The organism is Vibrio anguillarum (assembly GCF_001989995.2).
Classification (GTDB): Bacteria; Pseudomonadota; Gammaproteobacteria; order Enterobacterales; family Vibrionaceae; genus Vibrio; species Vibrio anguillarum.
The window spans coordinates 40,440-57,722 of record NZ_JAHGUP010000031.1; the positions used below are offsets into that span (position 1 = coordinate 40,440).

The window sequence follows — 17,283 nt, forward strand, 5'->3', positions numbered from 1 at the left end:
GTGCCTACTTTACCCTTTTTCGTGCGCTTCTGGTACAGCGTAATCAGGTTCAGTCGGTGAATCGTCAACAGAAACGACCAATGGTGAGCTGTGATTGGTCAATTTAGCGATCAGTCCCCCCACGCGTTGACGCATTTCACGGCGATCGACAATCATATCAATCGCACCATGCTCAATCAGGAATTCGCTGCGTTGGAAACCTTCAGGTAGATCTTCACGTACCGTTTGTTCGATAACTCGACGACCTGCAAAACCAATCAGTGCTTTAGGTTCACCAATATTGATGTCACCAAGCATCGCTAAGCTTGCCGATACACCACCCATGGTAGGGTCCGTCATCACTGAGATATAAGGTAAGCCTTTGCTTGATAAACGTTCAAGCGCCGCACTGGTTTTTGCCATCTGCATCAATGACATTAACGCTTCTTGCATACGCGCGCCGCCACTGGCAGAAAAGCAAACCAAACCACAGTTGTTTTCTATAGCGGCATCAACAGCTCGTACGAAACGAGCACCAACTACAGACCCCATTGAACCACCCATGAAAGAAAACTCAAAAGCACAAGCAACCAAAGGCATACCCAATAGTTCGCCTTGCATCACCACAAGAGCGTCTTTCTCGCCACTGCTTTTTTGAGCGGCTGAAAGGCGTTCTTTATAACGTTTTGAGTCTTTAAACTTGAGTTTATCTTGCGGCTCTAACTCGTCACCAATCTCGACACGATTCTGTTCATCAAGAAAAGTCTCTAAGCGGCGACGAGCTTTCATGCGCATGTGATGATCACATTTAGGGCACACTTCCAAATTACGCTCAAGCTCAGCGTGATATAACACTTGCTCACAAGAAGTACATTTAGTCCAAACCCCTTCAGGGATGGATGCTTTACGCGAAGTTACGATATTGCTTTTTTCTAAAATCTTTTCAAGCCAACTCATGGAAGACCTTTACTCTTAACTCTCTCGCGTGATTGCGAAAGATACAAATTTGGGATTTATGCGTGAGGATTAAAACATATAAAATGCTTAGTGTAGACAAAAAACTGGTTGTACCTATTTTCTGGCTGCCATTTCCACACACGTCACGACTCTGTTTTGGACACTTTACGCGTTATTAGTTCAAATTATCAGCTAAAAATAGCGGCCCAAGCGACTCTTTTGGTAAAGAAAATTCTTCTGGATAATCAACAGCAACCAAATATAATCCTTCCGCTTTGGCTGTTGCACCCGCCAGTTTTCTATCTTTGGCTTCAAGCAGCCATTTTATCCATTCTGGAGGCTGCTCACCACGGCCGACAACGATGAGGCTACCGGTAATATTTCGCACCATATGATGGACAAAAGCATTTGCTTTAATGTCGATGACGACATAGCTGCCATGCCGAGTCACATTCAAATGCATGACGTTTCGCCAAGGACTATTCGATTGACAATGCACAGCGCGAAAAGAGGTGAAATCATTTTCGCCCAATAAAAGCTGCCCTGCTTGCTGCATTTTCTCAACGTCTAAATCGCCATGATAATGACTGACACCTGAAGATAATATGCCAGGGCGATAAGCATGATTATAAATGATGTAGCGATAACGGCGTGCTGTAGCCGAAAAGCGAGCGTGAAAATCGCTTGAAACCTCAGTTGCCCAACGAACAGCGATATCTTTTGGTAAATGAGCATTGACACCCATTGTCCAAGCGACCATTTTTCGGCAAGCCGTAGTATCAAAATGTATCACCTGCCCTGTGCCGTGAACCCCGGCATCGGTGCGCCCCGCACACAATACTTCAACCGGATGGTTCGCCACAACTGTGAGTGCTTTTTCTAATTCTTCTTGGACACTTTTAACGTCACGTTGTCGCTGCCAACCATAGTATTGAGAACCATTGTACTCAATACCTAAAGCGATTCTCATTATCTGATTCTCTTTGAAAATGGGTCGGGCAGTATAATCGCAATCAAAAAAAAATTCTAATCGACAAGCCATCTACCCCGACAACTTTCAATGTGAAGTTCAGGTCATCTGCAAGTCAGAAAAGGCTATTCAATAACAACGAGGCCGTATATTCACGGCCTCGTTTGTTTTTAAGCTCGGCGATTAATGCTGTCAATCAAGGATTTCGCTTCTCGTCGAATATCATCACTACCATCAACAATGGCTTCCTCTAACAGTTTTATCGCCCCTTTATCATCGTTCATCTCGATGTAAATTTTGGCGAGGTCAAGCTTACCCGCCGCCTCAGAGTTATTGTCTACATCGATATCACCAATGTCACCAATCACATCCGGAAATTCACTTAAACCAACATCTAACTTGAGTTCTTCATCTTCAGGGCTAATCCCCTCTTCACCCTCAACTTGAGCCATTAGCTCATCGATGGTCATGTACTGGCTCTTTTGGGCTTCAAAATCATCGAGTTCATCTTGAATTCCCCAGTTTTCATCAAGAATTTGAGGCTCGTCGGTTTGAATCTCATCATTCCAAACGGCAAGCTCTTCTTCAGGCACGTCATCTGGGATGGAAGCTTGTTGATCTGGCGTTAAATTAAAACCGTTCCAATCTTCACCGCCTACCTCTAACATTGCATCAATATTCATACCAGCACTATCAATGGTACGAGCATCTAATGGTCGATCAAAAGAGAATGGCGCAGAAGATACACTTTCCTCATCTAGCCAATCTTTTAAGGCTTTCTCATCGAACTCCTGTTTTGAAACACTCTGCAATTGGTCTGCGTCATCATCTTCTAAAAGCGGCTGTTGATCTGTTTCTAGTGCTGGTTCGTTAATTGAAGCAAGTGCATCTTCTTCACCGAATTCAGGTAAGGATTGCTCGTCAATCGCTTCAAAACTTTCTTGAGCAACAGGCTCTGACGCCGCTTTTTGAGGCTCAGCTATCGCATCCGCCAGCGCGTCTTCTTCTGTGTACTCTGGAAGCTCAAGATCCGTAAGGTCGCTCTCGTCTTCCTTTTCTTCTTCTAGAGGAGGCTCGTTAATTGAAGCAAGTGCATCTTCTTCACTGAATTCAGGTAAGGATTGCTCGTCAATCGCTTCAAAACTTTCTTGAGCAACAGGCTCTGACGCCGCCTCTTGAGGCTCGGCTATCGCATCCGCCAGCGCGTCTTGTTCTGTGTATTCTGGCAGCTCAAGATCCGTAAGTTCGCGCTCGTCTTCCTTTTCTTCTATAGGAGGCTCGTTAATTGAAGCAAGTGCATCTTCTTCACTAAATTCAGGTAAGGCCTGCTCATCAATCGCTTCAAAACTTTCTTGAGCAACAGGCTCTGACGCCGCTTCTTGAGGCTCGGCTATCGCATCCGCCAGCGCGTCTTCTTCTGTGTACTCTGGCAGCTCAAGATCCGTAAGGTCGCTCTCGTCTTCCTTTTCTTCTTCTAGAGGAGGCTCGTTAATTGAAGCAAGTGCATCTTCTTCACCGAATTCAGGTAAGGCTTGCTCATCAATCGCTTCAAAACTTTCTTGAGCAAGAGGCTCTGACGCCGCCTCTTGAGGCTCAGCTATCGCATCCGCCAGCGCGTCTTCTTCTGACTGCTCTGGCAGTTGGACTTCGGAAAGCTCGCTCTGTGACTGTTCTTCTAGCGATGGCTCATTAAAGGAAGCAAGGAGATCTTCTTCTTCTAACTCCACTAACTTGTCATCGTGGAGCTCCTCAACATGGTCCTTTGCCGATGATTCTGCTGAATTGGTTTGAAGCGGCTCAACATCAGCTTGGCTTGGTTCTTCCTCTTCTAGCTCACCAATGTCCCAGTCTTCATCTTGTGGAACTCCAAATTCGTTAGGGCTGACTTCTGGTTTGCTAACCTGTGCGGGTTCTATTTTTTCCGGGGATGTCGAGCTGCTTAGAGGTTGCTCCTCATTCGGCTTCAGATCCGGATAACTTGCCCCTTCAATTTCTGGGTTAAAATCAAATGAGTCGTCGATAAATTCTTCATCGATGTCGCCATCAACCACTCCCATCTGTTCATCATCCAGTAGAGGATCTTTTTCAGGAGCGGCACTTAGCAGATCGTCAATGAAGATGTCGCTGTTAAACTCGGAATCTTCAACGCTATCGTTTTCATTATCCAAAAACTCGCTATTTTGCTGTTCGGTCTCTTCGATATTCTGAGCATGCTGCTCGATTTCCAGCAACTCTTCAAATAATGCCGTACCATCTTCTTCAGCGAGACTATCCTTATCTTCAGCACCTTCTTGCTCTTGGTCTGCCTTTTCAAACTCAAGTGATTCAGAACCATTGTCAGTAAATAGTTCGTCCAATAGCTCTGTACTATTCTCATCCAGCTCGGTTTCAATGTCGGATTCCGTAGTTTCTTCACCCAATAACTCATACAGAGTTTGATCACCAGTGAAGTCAACATCATCAATATCTTCTTCGCTCGAAGCGATGTCTTTATCGGGCTGCACAAGTTCTTCAAGTAAGTCGGTGCTTTCCGATAAGTCTGTCTCGCTCTCTTCATCATCACCGAGTAGCTCATCGAGCAGTTCGACACTGTCACTATCAATTGCTAGGACGTCTTCATCTTGCTCTTCTAATAATTCATCCAGCAGCGCTGTTTCAGTGGAGGAATCAGTTTCTATTGAGGTGAGGTCAGATTGCGCTTCAATCGTTGCGAATAGATCATCAAGTTCACTATCCGACGCTAGCTCTGCTTCTTTTAAATCGAAGTTACCGCCGGTTTTTGCTAGCTCGGGCTCTTCTGAATCCAAGTTGAAATCATCTTCGGACTCATCCAATAATGAATCAAAGTCAAAACTATCATGATGATCGTCATCACTATTGGCGGCAAACAAATCGTCAAGTAGCGATTGATCTAAAGTATCGCTTCCGAGATCTTCAGCTTTCTCATCTCCAGCCAATAACGCGTCAATGTCGTCTTCAGAGATGGAATCATCATCATCGGATAAATCAAATTCTGTTTCGCTATCATCTTCATCTAATAACGCTTCGTCTAAAGCTCGCGCCATCTCATCGAGACCGACAGCTTTTTCGTCAGCACCAACACTGATGCCGTTACTGCTAGCGGTCAAATCTTCTAAATCCGCAGCAAGATCACCATCATCGCCGATACTCGCAAATGGGTCTTCGCCATCTTCACCTTCGAGGTTGAAGTCTAAATCTGTATCGTCTAAATCGGCAAAAATGTCCGATTCTTGCTCAGCATTGTCATCGATTTCATCATCCAGTGTGATGTCGTCACCAAATAACTTCTCACTATCATCAGACTCACCAAACAAGTCATCATCCAGCATTAAATCATCGTCAATATCTTCAAGGCTGCCAGCAGCCATTGGCGTTATGGGCTCTTGATTACCTTGAGTGACAACAGGCTGCTCCGTTGGCTTGGATCGGCGGCCAAGCAACATCACAACCAGTAAACCAATTAACAGACCAGGAATAAGGGCGAGAGCGGCGACCAACCAAGAGTTGGAAAGCAGTTGATCAAGTGCACTTGGTGCAAGCTTTTGCGCCTCTAGTGCTTTTCTACGTTCTTCATCAAGTAGCTTTTCAACTTCAGAGCGAATGCGGTTTTCGTCACCGAGTTCTCCTTTGAGTGCATCGACTTCAGATTGAACATCTGCCAGCATCAAACGTAACTTATGATTTTTCTCCTCAAGCGCCAGTAATTCAGTATCAGATTTCGCAACTTGTGTGCCAATATCTTTTAGCACAGGTTCACTCTTCGTCTTTTCAACAACTGGTTGAGCGACAGTAGAGGCAATTGTTTTTTCAGGCAAAGCTGTAGAAGCAGCAGTAACAGGCGCTGTTGGCTGCGCCGTATTAGCATTCAATTTGGCTTGATGCGCGGCCATGATATTGACCGCTTCTTGGGTGGGCGCACTATTTACCTGTGCCAATGATGGAACACGTAAGTTGCTACCCGGGATCAAACTGTGAATATTTTGATTTTCGAACGCCTGAGGGTTTAGCCGATAAATGGCCAGCAGGGTTTGTTGTACAGTGACGTTATTCGATGGGCGTAGTCGAGTGGCAATAGACCACAAAGTGTCGCTGTCTAAGGTTGGCCCAAAAAACGTCGATGGTTGGCTATTAGCCTGCTGAAGATTACGAGTTTGAGTGAGATTTTCTGAAAATTGAGGAGAAGACTGGATCTCACCATTCGGCCCAACCAGGCGAATGCTCTCGGCACTAACGATAGAAGTCTGAGTCACGGCAACCATTGCTATCGGCAACAGTAGACGCTGAAAAATTTGACGCATATAAGGCTCAGCTATGTGCTTGGAATAAATAAATACGATGATCTGTTTAATATATCGGATAACGCTAGCAAAACTATAGGACGCAAGGTAAAAAATGTGTCACGACTACGATAATCGCAGGAATCTCACACATTTTTCCCCGCTAAGTGAGCTTGCTCAGACAAAAACAGTACCATAATAAAAAGAAAGGCCAGCATTGGCTGACCTTTTTAAATAGTACTTAAGCTTACTCTGCGTCTATTTTTGCCCAAGTGTCACGTAGACCCACTGTGCGGTTAAAAACCAACGCCTCTGGTTTAGAATCTTTCGAGTCAGCACAGAAATAACCCATGCGCTCAAACTGATAACCTTGCTCCGCGTGTGCCGCCACCAAACTAGGCTCTACAAAACCATTAATTTTAACCAATGAATCTGGGTTAATGGTTTCAGCAAAGTTGTCAGCCGCCGCCGGGTTGGGAACGGTAAATAGGCGATCGTACAAACGAATTTCAGCTGGCAAGGCTTTATCGGCTGATACCCAATGAATAACACCTTTTACTTTGCGTCCATCAGCCGGGTTTTTACCCAGAGTATCCACATCGTAAGTGCAGAATATTGTCGTAATATTGCCTTGTGCATCTTTTTCAATGCGCTCTGCTTTTATTACGTAAGCGCCGCGTAAGCGAACTTCTTTGCCTAGCACTAAACGTTTGTATTTCTTGTTGCCTTCTTCACGGAAATCTTCACGTTCAATCCACAATTCGCGAGTGAATGGAACTTCACGCTCGCCCATTTCAGGATTGTTTGGATGATTTGCCAGCGTTAATGTCTCGACTTTACCCGCCTCAAAGTTTTCTATCACCACTTTTACAGGGTCAAGAACCGCCATGGCGCGAGGCGCATGTTCGTTTAAGTCTTCACGGATACAAGACTCTAACGAACTGAATTCGATCATATTTTCCTGTTTTGTCACACCGATGCGTTTGCAAAACTCACGAATCGATGCTGGTGTGAATCCACGGCGGCGTAAACCTGAAATCGTCGGCATACGTGGGTCATCCCAACCATCCACTAATTTTTCCGTAACCAGCTGGTTTAGTTTACGCTTAGACATTACCGTGTATTCAAGGTTTAAACGGCTAAACTCATACTGATGTGGTCGACAATCAATCGTGATATTTTCCAACACCCAATCGTACAGACGGCGGTTATCTTGAAACTCTAGCGTACAAATTGAATGAGTGATCCCTTCCAAGGCATCCGAGATACAGTGGGTAAAATCGTACATTGGATAAATGCACCATTTGTTACCCGTTTGGTGATGCTCAGCGAAACGAACACGGTAAAGCACAGGATCGCGCATCACCATGAAGGATGACGCCATGTCAATCTTGGCACGTAAACACGCGTTGCCTTCTTCGAAACCACCAGCGCGCATTTTCTCAAATAGCGCTAGGTTTTCTTCAATGCTGCGATCGCGGTACGGACTTGGCTTACCTGCTTGGGTCAATGTACCTCGATATTCACGGATCTCTTCTGGACTGAGCTCTTCAACATAAGCCAGACCTTTTTGGATCAACTCAACCGCGTATTGGTATAGTTTGTCAAAATAATCTGACGAATAACAAACATCACCAGACCATTGGAAGCCGAGCCATTTCACGTCGGCTTTGATTGACTCAACGTACTCCATATCTTCTTTTTCAGGGTTTGTATCGTCAAAACGTAAATTACACTGTCCCTGATAGTCCTGAGCAATACCAAAGTTTAAGCAGATAGATTTAGCATGACCGATGTGCAGGTAACCATTTGGCTCGGGCGGAAAACGAGTATGCACACTTGTGTGTTTGCCATCCGCTAAATCTTTATCAATGATTTGGCGAATAAAATTCGATGGACGAGCCTCAGCTTCACTCATCTATAGCACCTCAAAATTATTTAGTATCGTCAGAAGATTTTTCTGTATGTAAGAGCGTAATGCTTGCAGAAACAGAAAGTTTGTCGCTAATGATCCACAATTATCCGCTCTTGCACAATAAAAAGTGGGCATTTCCTGCGATTATTTCAAGACATTGCCTTTTGTCTGGCTAGGCTAAGCAAAATTTCAGGCAAAGGGCGTAAGAAATAGGCAAAAGCTACCGTTGTGGGCAGCCTTAAATTTGAATAGCGCTCATTTGATGAATAAGAAAAACCTCTGCATAAAGCAGAGGCTTTAAAATAACCTAATCATCCGTTGCGATTAAGACTAAGGAAGTTTCACGCTAGAAAGATCTTCGTTTGCATTGATAGACTTCATCTCACCAGCAACGATTTCAGCAAGAGGGCCTAAGATAACTTGTAGGTTATTAGTACCCAGTTTCACCACACCCATGGCACCCAATGCTTTTAATGTTTTCTCGTCGATAATACTCATGTCATTGACAGATAAACGTAAGCGAGTGATACAAGCATCGATGTTAGATAGGTTGCTGTGACCGCCTAGAGCTTTAAGGTATTGTTTAGCGAGCTCAGAAGACTCTTTCGCGCCTGATACTTTGCTATCGCTGTCGTCATCTTCGCGACCTGGTGTTTTAAGGCCAAATTTCAAAATAACGGTACGGAAAATCACATAGTAGAGAGCAAAGAACACAATACCTTGAACTATTAGCATGTACCAATTAACCGCCAGTGGGTTACGTGATGACAATACCATATCCACAAGGCCTGCAGAGAAACCGAAACCCGCAATCCACTGCATTGAAGCAGCAATGAATACTGATAGACCCGTCAATGCTGCATGCAATACATATAGTGCAGGAGCAAGGAACATGAACGAGAATTCTAGAGGTTCAGTTACACCGGTAAAGAATGAAGCAAAACCAGCTGCAATCATGATAGAAGCAACTTTTTCTTTATTCTTCGCTGTAGATGTGTGGTAAATAGCCAATGCCGCACCAGGTAGACCAAACATCATAATAGGGAAGAAGCCTGCTTGGTACATACCCGTTACGCCTGGGATACCTGTACCCTCAGCGATAGATTTTGCACCACCTAAGAAGTTAGGAATGTCGTTAATACCCGCAACGTCAAACCAGAATACTGAGTTCAGTGCGTGATGAAGACCAACAGGGATTAGCAAACGGTTAAAGAACGCATAGATACCTGCACCCGCAGAACCTAGACCTTGAATCGATTCACCAAACGATACTAGACCACCATAAACATGCGGCCATACATACATCAGAACGAAGGCGATAAAAATACCAGCAAACGACGTCAAAATAGGTACTAGGCGTTTGCCAGAGAAGAAGGCTAATGCTTTATGCAATTCTACAGTAGAGAAGCGATTGTAGATTTCAGCAGAAACAATACCTACTAAAATACCAACAAACTGGTTGTTGATTTTACCAAAAGCAGCAGGAACTGCGCTTGGATCAATACCTTGGATCTGTGCAACGGCTCCTGGAGAAAGCAAAGTCGTCACGACTAAGAAACCAACAAACCCCGACAATGCAGCAGCACCGTCTTTATCTTTAGACATACCGTAAGCCACACCAACAGCAAACAGTACAGACATGTTATCAATGATTGCAGCACCTGCTTTAATCAGGAATGCAGCCAAGGCACTGTTTGAACCCCACCCATTTGGGTCGATCCAATAACCAATACCCATTAGTATCGCGGCAGCTGGCAATGTGGCAACTGGTACCATCAACGCCTTGCCTACTTTTTGAAAGTATCCAAGAATATTCACCTTAAGTTCCCCCTATAGGATTTAGGATTTTTTGTATTTGGTTGAGCCACTTATTTTAGTCGCTCAATTTAGTCAAACTCAGTTTATGATATTAATTTTGCTCCGCAAATTAAAACCTTATCATTTGTGATCATAATCACCACAATCTGCCAAATACCAAGGTTTTTGCTAGCAAGATCATAAAACTTATTTTACAATTAAAAAAAATGGAAATTAGGCGATAATATTTGCCTGTTTCATCGTCGAATAGCATGTAAGCTAAACAACCCCGACTGGCTTTTTTCGTATAAAATGCAAACTATAACCATCAAATAACCCAGTCAAAACGAGCACTTAATTTTAATGTCATCCAGCATTGGCTGTTTGCTAGCAAGATAATTCGCGACCTAATTGAAGTAAGAAAAGAAAGCACCGTACTGGCACATTCCACCTTTCATTTCGTCGCCTCGCCAAATTTATAAAATATTGATAGATAAGGATTTGATGATTATGTACGCACTAACTAACTGTAAAATCTACACTGGCAGTGATGTGCTAGTTGACCATGCTGTGATTATCAACAACGAGTTGATTGAAGCGGTCTGTCCTATTGCGGATTTACCACAAGATATAGCGACACAAGATTTAAATGGTGCAAACCTAAGCCCAGGCTTTATCGACCTGCAATTGAATGGTTGTGGCGGTGTGATGCTGAATGATGAAGTAACGGCGACTACGATGCAGATCATGCATAAAGCCAACCTAAAATCAGGATGCACAAGCTTTTTGCCAACGTTAATCACCTCTTCAGACGAAGACATGCGCAAAGCGATTTCTGCCGCACGTGAATATCACTCTCAATATAAAAACCAATCACTGGGTTTACACCTTGAAGGGCCATATCTTAATGTGATGAAAAAGGGCATTCACAGTGTGGATTTCATCCGCCCTTCAGATGACAACATGATCGCCACTATGTGTGAAAATAGCGATGTGATTGCTAAAGTGACATTGGCGCCAGAGCACAACAATCCAGAACACATTGAACGTCTGGTGAAAGCTGGCATTGTGGTATCGATTGGTCACACTAACGCAACTTATACTGAAGCACGTAAAAGCTTTGAATCAGGCATCACCTTTGCCACACACTTATTTAATGCCATGACGCCGATGGTTGGACGTGAACCCGGTGTCGTTGGTGCAATTTATGACACCCCAGAAGTTTATGCTGGCATTATTGCTGATGGCTTTCATGTTGATTATGCTAACATCAGAATTGCTCACAAAATCAAAGGCGAAAAGCTTGTATTAGTGACCGATGCCACAGCTCCTGCAGGCGCTAACATGGATTACTTTATTTTTGTCGGTAAGAAAGTATATTACCGTGATGGTAAGTGTGTTGATGAAAACGGCACACTGGGCGGCTCAGCACTCACTATGATTGAGGCAGTGCAAAACACTGTTGAGCACGTTGGTATCGCATTGGACGAAGCTCTGCGGATGGCAACTCTGTATCCGGCAAAAGCAATTGGTGTGGATCACAAACTAGGCCGAGTTAAAAAAGGCATGGTGGCGAACCTCACTGCATTTGATAGAGACTTCAATGTTCAGGCGACGGTTGTTAACGGACAATACGAGCACAATTGATAATGAATGGCGGACAAATAGGTAACGTAGATTTAGTCAAACAACTCAACAGCGCAGCAGTGTACCGATTGATCGACCTACAAGGTCCGATATCTCGTATTCAAGTTGCCGATGTGAGCCAACTTGCTCCAGCAAGTGTTACAAAAATAACCCGCCAACTTCTAGAACGCGGCCTCATTAAAGAGGTCGCACAACAAGCCTCTACTGGCGGACGTAGAGCCATCTCCTTAACAACCGAAGTCGCCCCTTTTCACTCTGTCGCCGTACGTTTAGGCCGAGATTACATTCAGCTCAGCCTGTATAATTTAGGGGGTAAAGAACTCGCGTCGGACTATCACGAGTTTCACTATTCTCACCAAACACAATTAATTGAGGGGCTCCTTTTCCACCTCAATACCTTTATCAAACAACAGCAAGAGCGAATCGAACAGTTCATTGCCATTGGTATTGCCCTACCCGGCTTAGTCAACCCAGAAACGGGTGTCGTAGAATACATGCCCAACATTGCTATTGATGCACTCGCTTTAGGTGACATCATTCGTGATAATTTTCATGTTGAATGTTTTGTTGGCAACGACGTGCGCGGTATGGCGCTTGCCGAACATTATTTTGGTGCCAGCAAAGACTGTCAAGACTCTATCCTAGTCAGCGTTCACCGAGGAACTGGGGCTGGCATTATCGTCAATGGTCAAGTATTCCTAGGCTATAACCGTAACGTAGGTGAAATTGGTCATATCCAAATCGACCCACTCGGCGAACAGTGTCAATGCGGAAATTTCGGCTGTTTAGAAACGGTAGCCGCAAACCCGGCTATTATATCTCGTGTTAAAAAACTGATTGCTCAGGGCTATGAATCTAGCCTAGCGAATATAGAGAGCATTACCATCAATGATGTATGTGAGCACGCCAATCTCGGTGATGAGCTAGCAAAACAGAGCTTAATTCGAGTGGGTAATCAACTCGGTAAAGCCATTGCGATGACCATTAACTTGTTCAACCCACAAAAAGTGGTAATTGCAGGTCAAATTACAGCCGCTCAAGAGATCGTATTCCCCGCGATTCAACGAAATGTAGAGAATCAATCACTCAAAACTTTCCACACCAATTTACCCATAGTCGCGTCGCAGATTGATAAACAACCAACCATAGGTGCATTTGCTATGATTAAACGGGCAATGTTAAATGGTGTTTTACTTCAAAAATTACTTGGCGATTAAGCAACCGATTGAATTATAATAAAAGGCTGTGTCGTCATGACACAGCCTTTTTTACAACCAAAACATTATTTTTAAACCAAAGCATTACTAAAGGAATTTATGGAACTTATCCTAATTTCAACGGCTTTTTTCGCAGGGTTTATTGCCTTGAAATGCAATTTACCTCCGTTGGTTGGCTTTTTAGTTGCTGGGTTTGGCCTTAATGCTGCTGGCTACCACAGCAGCGATACCATTCTGACCCTAGCCGATCTAGGGGTTACCTTATTGCTGTTCACAATTGGACTTAAGCTAGAGATTAAAACCTTACTTGCGAGAGAGATTTGGGCTGGTGCCACGGTTCATAACCTCCTTTCGACAGGGATTTTCAGCATTGCTTTATTGATATTCAAATATTTAGGGGTTAGCTCTCTGGCCTCCATGTCAATTGAACAATTAGTTCTGCTTGGTTTTGCTTTGTCATTCTCCAGTACTGTTTTTGCGGTGAAATCACTGCAAGAGAAAGGAGAAATGAACGCGACATACGCCACTATCGCCATCGGTATTCTTGTGATGCAAGATATCTTTGCTGTCATATTTTTAACCGTCTCGACAGGAAAACTTCCTCATTGGTACGCTGCCACTTTATTGATCCTACCCTTTATGCGGCCACTATTTTACAAACTGCTCGACTGGGTTGGTCACGGTGAAATGCTTGTTCTGTTTGGTATATTTTTTGCCTTAGTGGTCGGAGCAGGATCATTTGAATTGGTTGGGATGAAACCCGATCTTGGTGCTCTGATTTTAGGCATGCTGCTAGCAGGCCATCGCAAAGCATCTGAGCTGTCAAAATCACTCTTTAATCTAAAAGAGCTGTTTCTCGTCTGCTTTTTCCTCAATATTGGACTATCAGAACAGCCCACAATGACTGGGTTTGCGCTCGCATTGTTGCTCTTACTGCTGCTTCCCATCAAAGGTATCCTCTATTTTTGGGTACTCAACCGCTTTAAATTCCGAGTGAGAACCTCACTGTTAGCCACCTTGTCTTTATTCAATTTCAGTGAATTCGGACTGATTGTGGGGGGGCTTGCTTTCAAAATGGGATGGATGTCGGGTGATATATTGGTCGCACTGGCCATTGCGGTATCCATTTCATTTGTAATCGCAGCCCCAATAAGCCGTAAAGGCCATGAACTCTATCAACATTCACGGCAATGGCTAAAAGAACATGCCGCTGAAAAACTCAACACCAAAGATCAATTAATTAATCCAGGCCATGCCCAGGTACTCATATTAGGGATGGGCCGCATCGGTACCGGTGCATATGATGAGTTGCGCTCTCGTTATGGCAAAATAAGTTTAGGCATAGAAGTCCGAGAAGAAGTTGCTCATGATCACCGCTCACAAGGGCGCAATGTTATTGCTGGTGATGCAACCGACCCTGATTTTTGGGAGCGCATTCTAGACACTGGTAATGTAAAACTCGTACTGCTTGCTATGCCGCATCATCAGGGTAACCAAATCGCGCTATCGCAGTTACAACACCGTAATTTTAAAGGTCAAATCGCAGCCATCGCCGAATACCCAGACCAATTGGAATCACTATTAGAAAGTGGTGTTGATGCGGCATTCAACATCTATAGCGAAGCGGGTAGCGGTTTTGCCCGTCACGTATGTAAACAGCTCCAACCTAATTTTACTAAACCGTAATAATGTCTAGGTAAGCCATCGCAATTTTTAGGTAAAACATTGTCATTTCTATGCCCAACTCAATACGGCCCCAGAGCTTAGTTGGGCATAATTTACCCACCATCGCTCAAAAATAGAAAACAAATAGAAAAAATCCATATAAAGCACCCATTACTTAAATAAAATTCACCAAGATGCATCTTATGTGATATTAACGACACCATATGGTTGCTTTTTTTAACCAGAATGGCAAATTAGGTCCAACAGATTAAAAATCATCAAAAGGAAGTTGTATGTGTTCTATATTTGGCATTCTTGATATTAAAAGTGATGCAACAGCGTTACGCCCAATAGCGCTAGAGATGTCTAAAAAAATGCGTCACCGCGGCCCTGATTGGTCTGGCATCTATGCTTCAGAAAAAGCAATCTTGGCTCATGAGCGCCTTTCTATTGTCGGTTTAAACAGCGGCGCACAACCACTTTACAGCCCAAATAAAAAGCACATATTAGCGGTCAATGGTGAGATTTATAACCACAAAGAAATTCGTGCTCGTTACCAAGGCAAATACGATTTTCAAACCGACTCTGACTGTGAAGTGATATTAGCGCTTTATGCAGACATGGGTGCCGCGCTGCTTGAAGAACTCAACGGTATCTTTGCCTTTGTGCTCTATGATGAAGAAAAAGATGAGTACCTCATCGGGCGTGACCATATTGGTATCATTCCTCTTTACCAAGGCCATGACGAACACGGTAACTACTACATTGCATCCGAAATGAAAGCTTTGGTAAGCATTTGCAAAACTATCAGTGAATTTCCTCCTGGTAGTTACTACAGCTCGAAAGAGGCAGGCGCACAGCGCTACTATATTCGAGATTGGAATGAATATGCGGCAGTCCAAGGCAATAGCAGCAGTAAAGAAGAGCTAAAACAAGCATTAGAAGCGGCCGTAAAGCGCCAACTGATGACAGATGTACCTTATGGTGTCTTGCTTTCTGGAGGATTGGACTCTTCAATTACGTCAGCCATTGCGAAACGTTACGCCGCAATGCGAATTGAAGATGATGAACAATCAGAAGCATGGTGGCCACAGCTTCACTCTTTTGCGGTGGGTTTAGACGGTGCTCCAGACCTTAAAGCGGCTCGTGAAGTGGCTGAAAAAATTGGCACTGTACACCACGAAATGACTTATACCATCCAAGAGGGTTTAGATGCTATTCGTGATGTTATTTACCATATTGAAACGTATGACGTGACGACAATTCGAGCCTCTACTCCGATGTATTTGATGGGGCGGAAAATCAAAGCTATGGGTATCAAAATGGTACTTTCCGGCGAAGGAGCGGATGAGATCTTCGGTGGTTACTTATACTTCCACAAAGCACCAAACGCGCAAGAATTCCACGAAGAAACTGTGCGTAAACTGCTGGCGTTGAACTTGTTTGACTGTGCTCGCGCTAATAAATCTTTAGCGGCTTGGGGAGTGGAAGGACGCGTTCCTTTCCTAGACAAAGAGTTTATTGATGTTGCAATGAGGCTTAACCCTGCTGACAAAATGTGTGGCAATGGCAAGATGGAAAAACACATTCTACGTGAGTGCTTTGAAGATTATCTGCCAGCCTCGATTGCTTGGCGTCAAAAAGAGCAATTTTCCGATGGTGTGGGCTATAGCTGGATTGACACACTAAAGAGTGTTGCTGAAGAAAAAGTTACCGATCAACAGATGGAAACAGCAAAATACCGCTTCCCATATAATACTCCAGCGACAAAAGAAGGGTATGTTTACCGCGAGATCTTCGAAGAGCTGTTCCCGTTAGAGTCTGCTGCACAATGCGTTCCTGGAGGTCCTTCTGTAGCTTGTTCTTCCGCCAAAGCAATTGAGTGGGATGAATCCTTTAAAAATTGTATTGACCCGTCAGGCCGAGCTGTCAAAGCGGTGCATAATGAAGCGTACTAACCAAAACGCTGGCTAATAAAGCAAATAAAAGGCGCAAAATGCGCCTTTTATTTGTCTAAAGAGCTTACTGTAGAGAGTCAATCACGAATCTAATTCTAAATGCTTATTATCAATGCTCATCGGTATCACTTGGCTGATCATTTTAACCAGCATAATCGATCGCGTCTCACCATCGGGCTCTTGGTAAATGGCATCAATTCCTGAGAACTGCCCACCCTTAAGTCGAACTACCTGCCCTTTTTCTGGAATATTGAACGATGCTACCGGTAATTTTAACTGGTCGAGTAACTTCAATTCCTCGATCAAATCACTGTCCAACTCCTTCGGATGTGAACCAAATCGGATGAAATCAACCACACCGCGAGTAGAGCGCACACTAGTAAAGGTTGGGCCAATTTCAAAATCAAAGTAAATGAACATATAGGAGGGAAAAAGTGGCTCTTTGACAACTTGCCGCTTACCCCGAAGAATTCTCTCTAGTTCAATTTCTGGGTAGAAACATTCGACACCTTGGTTTTCAAGGTGTGCTTTAGCACGCCTCTGATCGCCACGTTTACAATACAACAAATACCAACGTTTCATTTTATTCCTAGCTACTGCTTTTCTTTTTCTTGAATCCTAACACCATCCTCCTCCTCAATAAACGGCTAATAAACTGAACACAAAAATAAACCCTTAATGTCCGAACAAGGCAAATTCAAATAATCAGTAATGAAAGATAAGTTTTCATAACGCAACAAAACTTTGAGCATTGATAGACATGCATTTTAAAAACAATGAGTTAGTTAATAATGCCAGAATAAAATACTGATTTTACTCATTGCGATACGCTAAAAGCCCATGTATATCTAAAGCACAATTTTTCGGCTCTTCTCCGCTT

The 17,283-nt window shown here is 43.8% G+C and carries 10 protein-coding genes; 4 read left to right on the top strand and 6 right to left on the bottom strand.

Annotation, left to right across the window (positions count from 1 at the left end; genetic code table 11):
* Positions 1-9: 9 nt before the first annotated feature.
* The 5 genes from accD to nagE all read right to left on the bottom strand — a co-directional run bounded on the left by accD (position 10) and on the right by nagE (position 9,937).
* Positions 10-936, bottom strand: coding sequence for an acetyl-CoA carboxylase, carboxyltransferase subunit beta (accD, locus tag PL85_RS09255; protein ID WP_017043471.1), 927 nt, complete (start codon positions 934-936; stop codon positions 10-12).
* Positions 937-1,111: 175 nt separating this feature from the next.
* Positions 1,112-1,906: a tRNA pseudouridine(38-40) synthase TruA gene (gene truA, locus PL85_RS09260; protein ID WP_115339637.1), complete on the bottom strand. Its 795-nt coding sequence runs from the start codon at positions 1,904-1,906 to the stop codon at positions 1,112-1,114.
* Positions 1,907-2,076: 170 nt separating this feature from the next.
* The gene (locus tag PL85_RS09265) at positions 2,077-6,225 is read right to left on the bottom strand and encodes a FimV/HubP family polar landmark protein (RefSeq protein WP_115339636.1); all 4,149 of its coding nucleotides are present in this window, start codon (positions 6,223-6,225) and stop codon (positions 2,077-2,079) included.
* A gap of 226 nt (positions 6,226-6,451) precedes the next feature.
* Positions 6,452-8,122: a glutamine--tRNA ligase gene (gene glnS / locus PL85_RS09270; protein ID WP_115339635.1), complete on the bottom strand. Its 1,671-nt coding sequence runs from the start codon at positions 8,120-8,122 to the stop codon at positions 6,452-6,454.
* Between the two features lie 327 nt (positions 8,123-8,449).
* A complete protein-coding gene (gene nagE / locus PL85_RS09275) occupies positions 8,450-9,937 on the bottom strand; it encodes an N-acetylglucosamine-specific PTS transporter subunit IIBC (protein ID WP_013857296.1) in 1,488 nt (495 codons plus the stop codon).
* Positions 9,938-10,426: 489 nt separating this feature from the next.
* Here nagE and nagA point away from each other — a divergent pair, with 489 nt between their 5' ends.
* From nagA to asnB, 4 genes are all read left to right on the top strand, one after another.
* Positions 10,427-11,563 (top strand): N-acetylglucosamine-6-phosphate deacetylase, encoded by a 1,137-nt coding sequence (nagA, locus tag PL85_RS09280; protein WP_026028127.1) that lies wholly within the window; start codon positions 10,427-10,429, stop codon positions 11,561-11,563.
* Positions 11,564-11,565: 2 nt separating this feature from the next.
* Positions 11,566-12,780, top strand: coding sequence for a DNA-binding transcriptional regulator NagC (nagC, locus tag PL85_RS09285; RefSeq protein WP_026028126.1), 1,215 nt, complete (start codon positions 11,566-11,568; stop codon positions 12,778-12,780).
* A 99-nt stretch (positions 12,781-12,879) separates the two neighbouring features.
* On the top strand, positions 12,880-14,466 hold the full coding sequence (locus tag PL85_RS09290; RefSeq protein ID WP_017045500.1) for a cation:proton antiporter family protein: 1,587 nt from the start codon (positions 12,880-12,882) through the stop codon (positions 14,464-14,466).
* 272 nt (positions 14,467-14,738) lie between these two features.
* Positions 14,739-16,403: an asparagine synthase B gene (asnB, locus tag PL85_RS09295; RefSeq protein ID WP_017045499.1), complete on the top strand. Its 1,665-nt coding sequence runs from the start codon at positions 14,739-14,741 to the stop codon at positions 16,401-16,403.
* A gap of 81 nt (positions 16,404-16,484) precedes the next feature.
* On the opposite strand, the gene rfaH is transcribed toward asnB, so the two are convergent.
* The gene (rfaH, locus tag PL85_RS09300) at positions 16,485-16,985 is read right to left on the bottom strand and encodes a transcription/translation regulatory transformer protein RfaH (RefSeq protein WP_013857303.1); all 501 of its coding nucleotides are present in this window, start codon (positions 16,983-16,985) and stop codon (positions 16,485-16,487) included.
* Between the last annotated feature and the right edge of the window lie 298 nt (positions 16,986-17,283).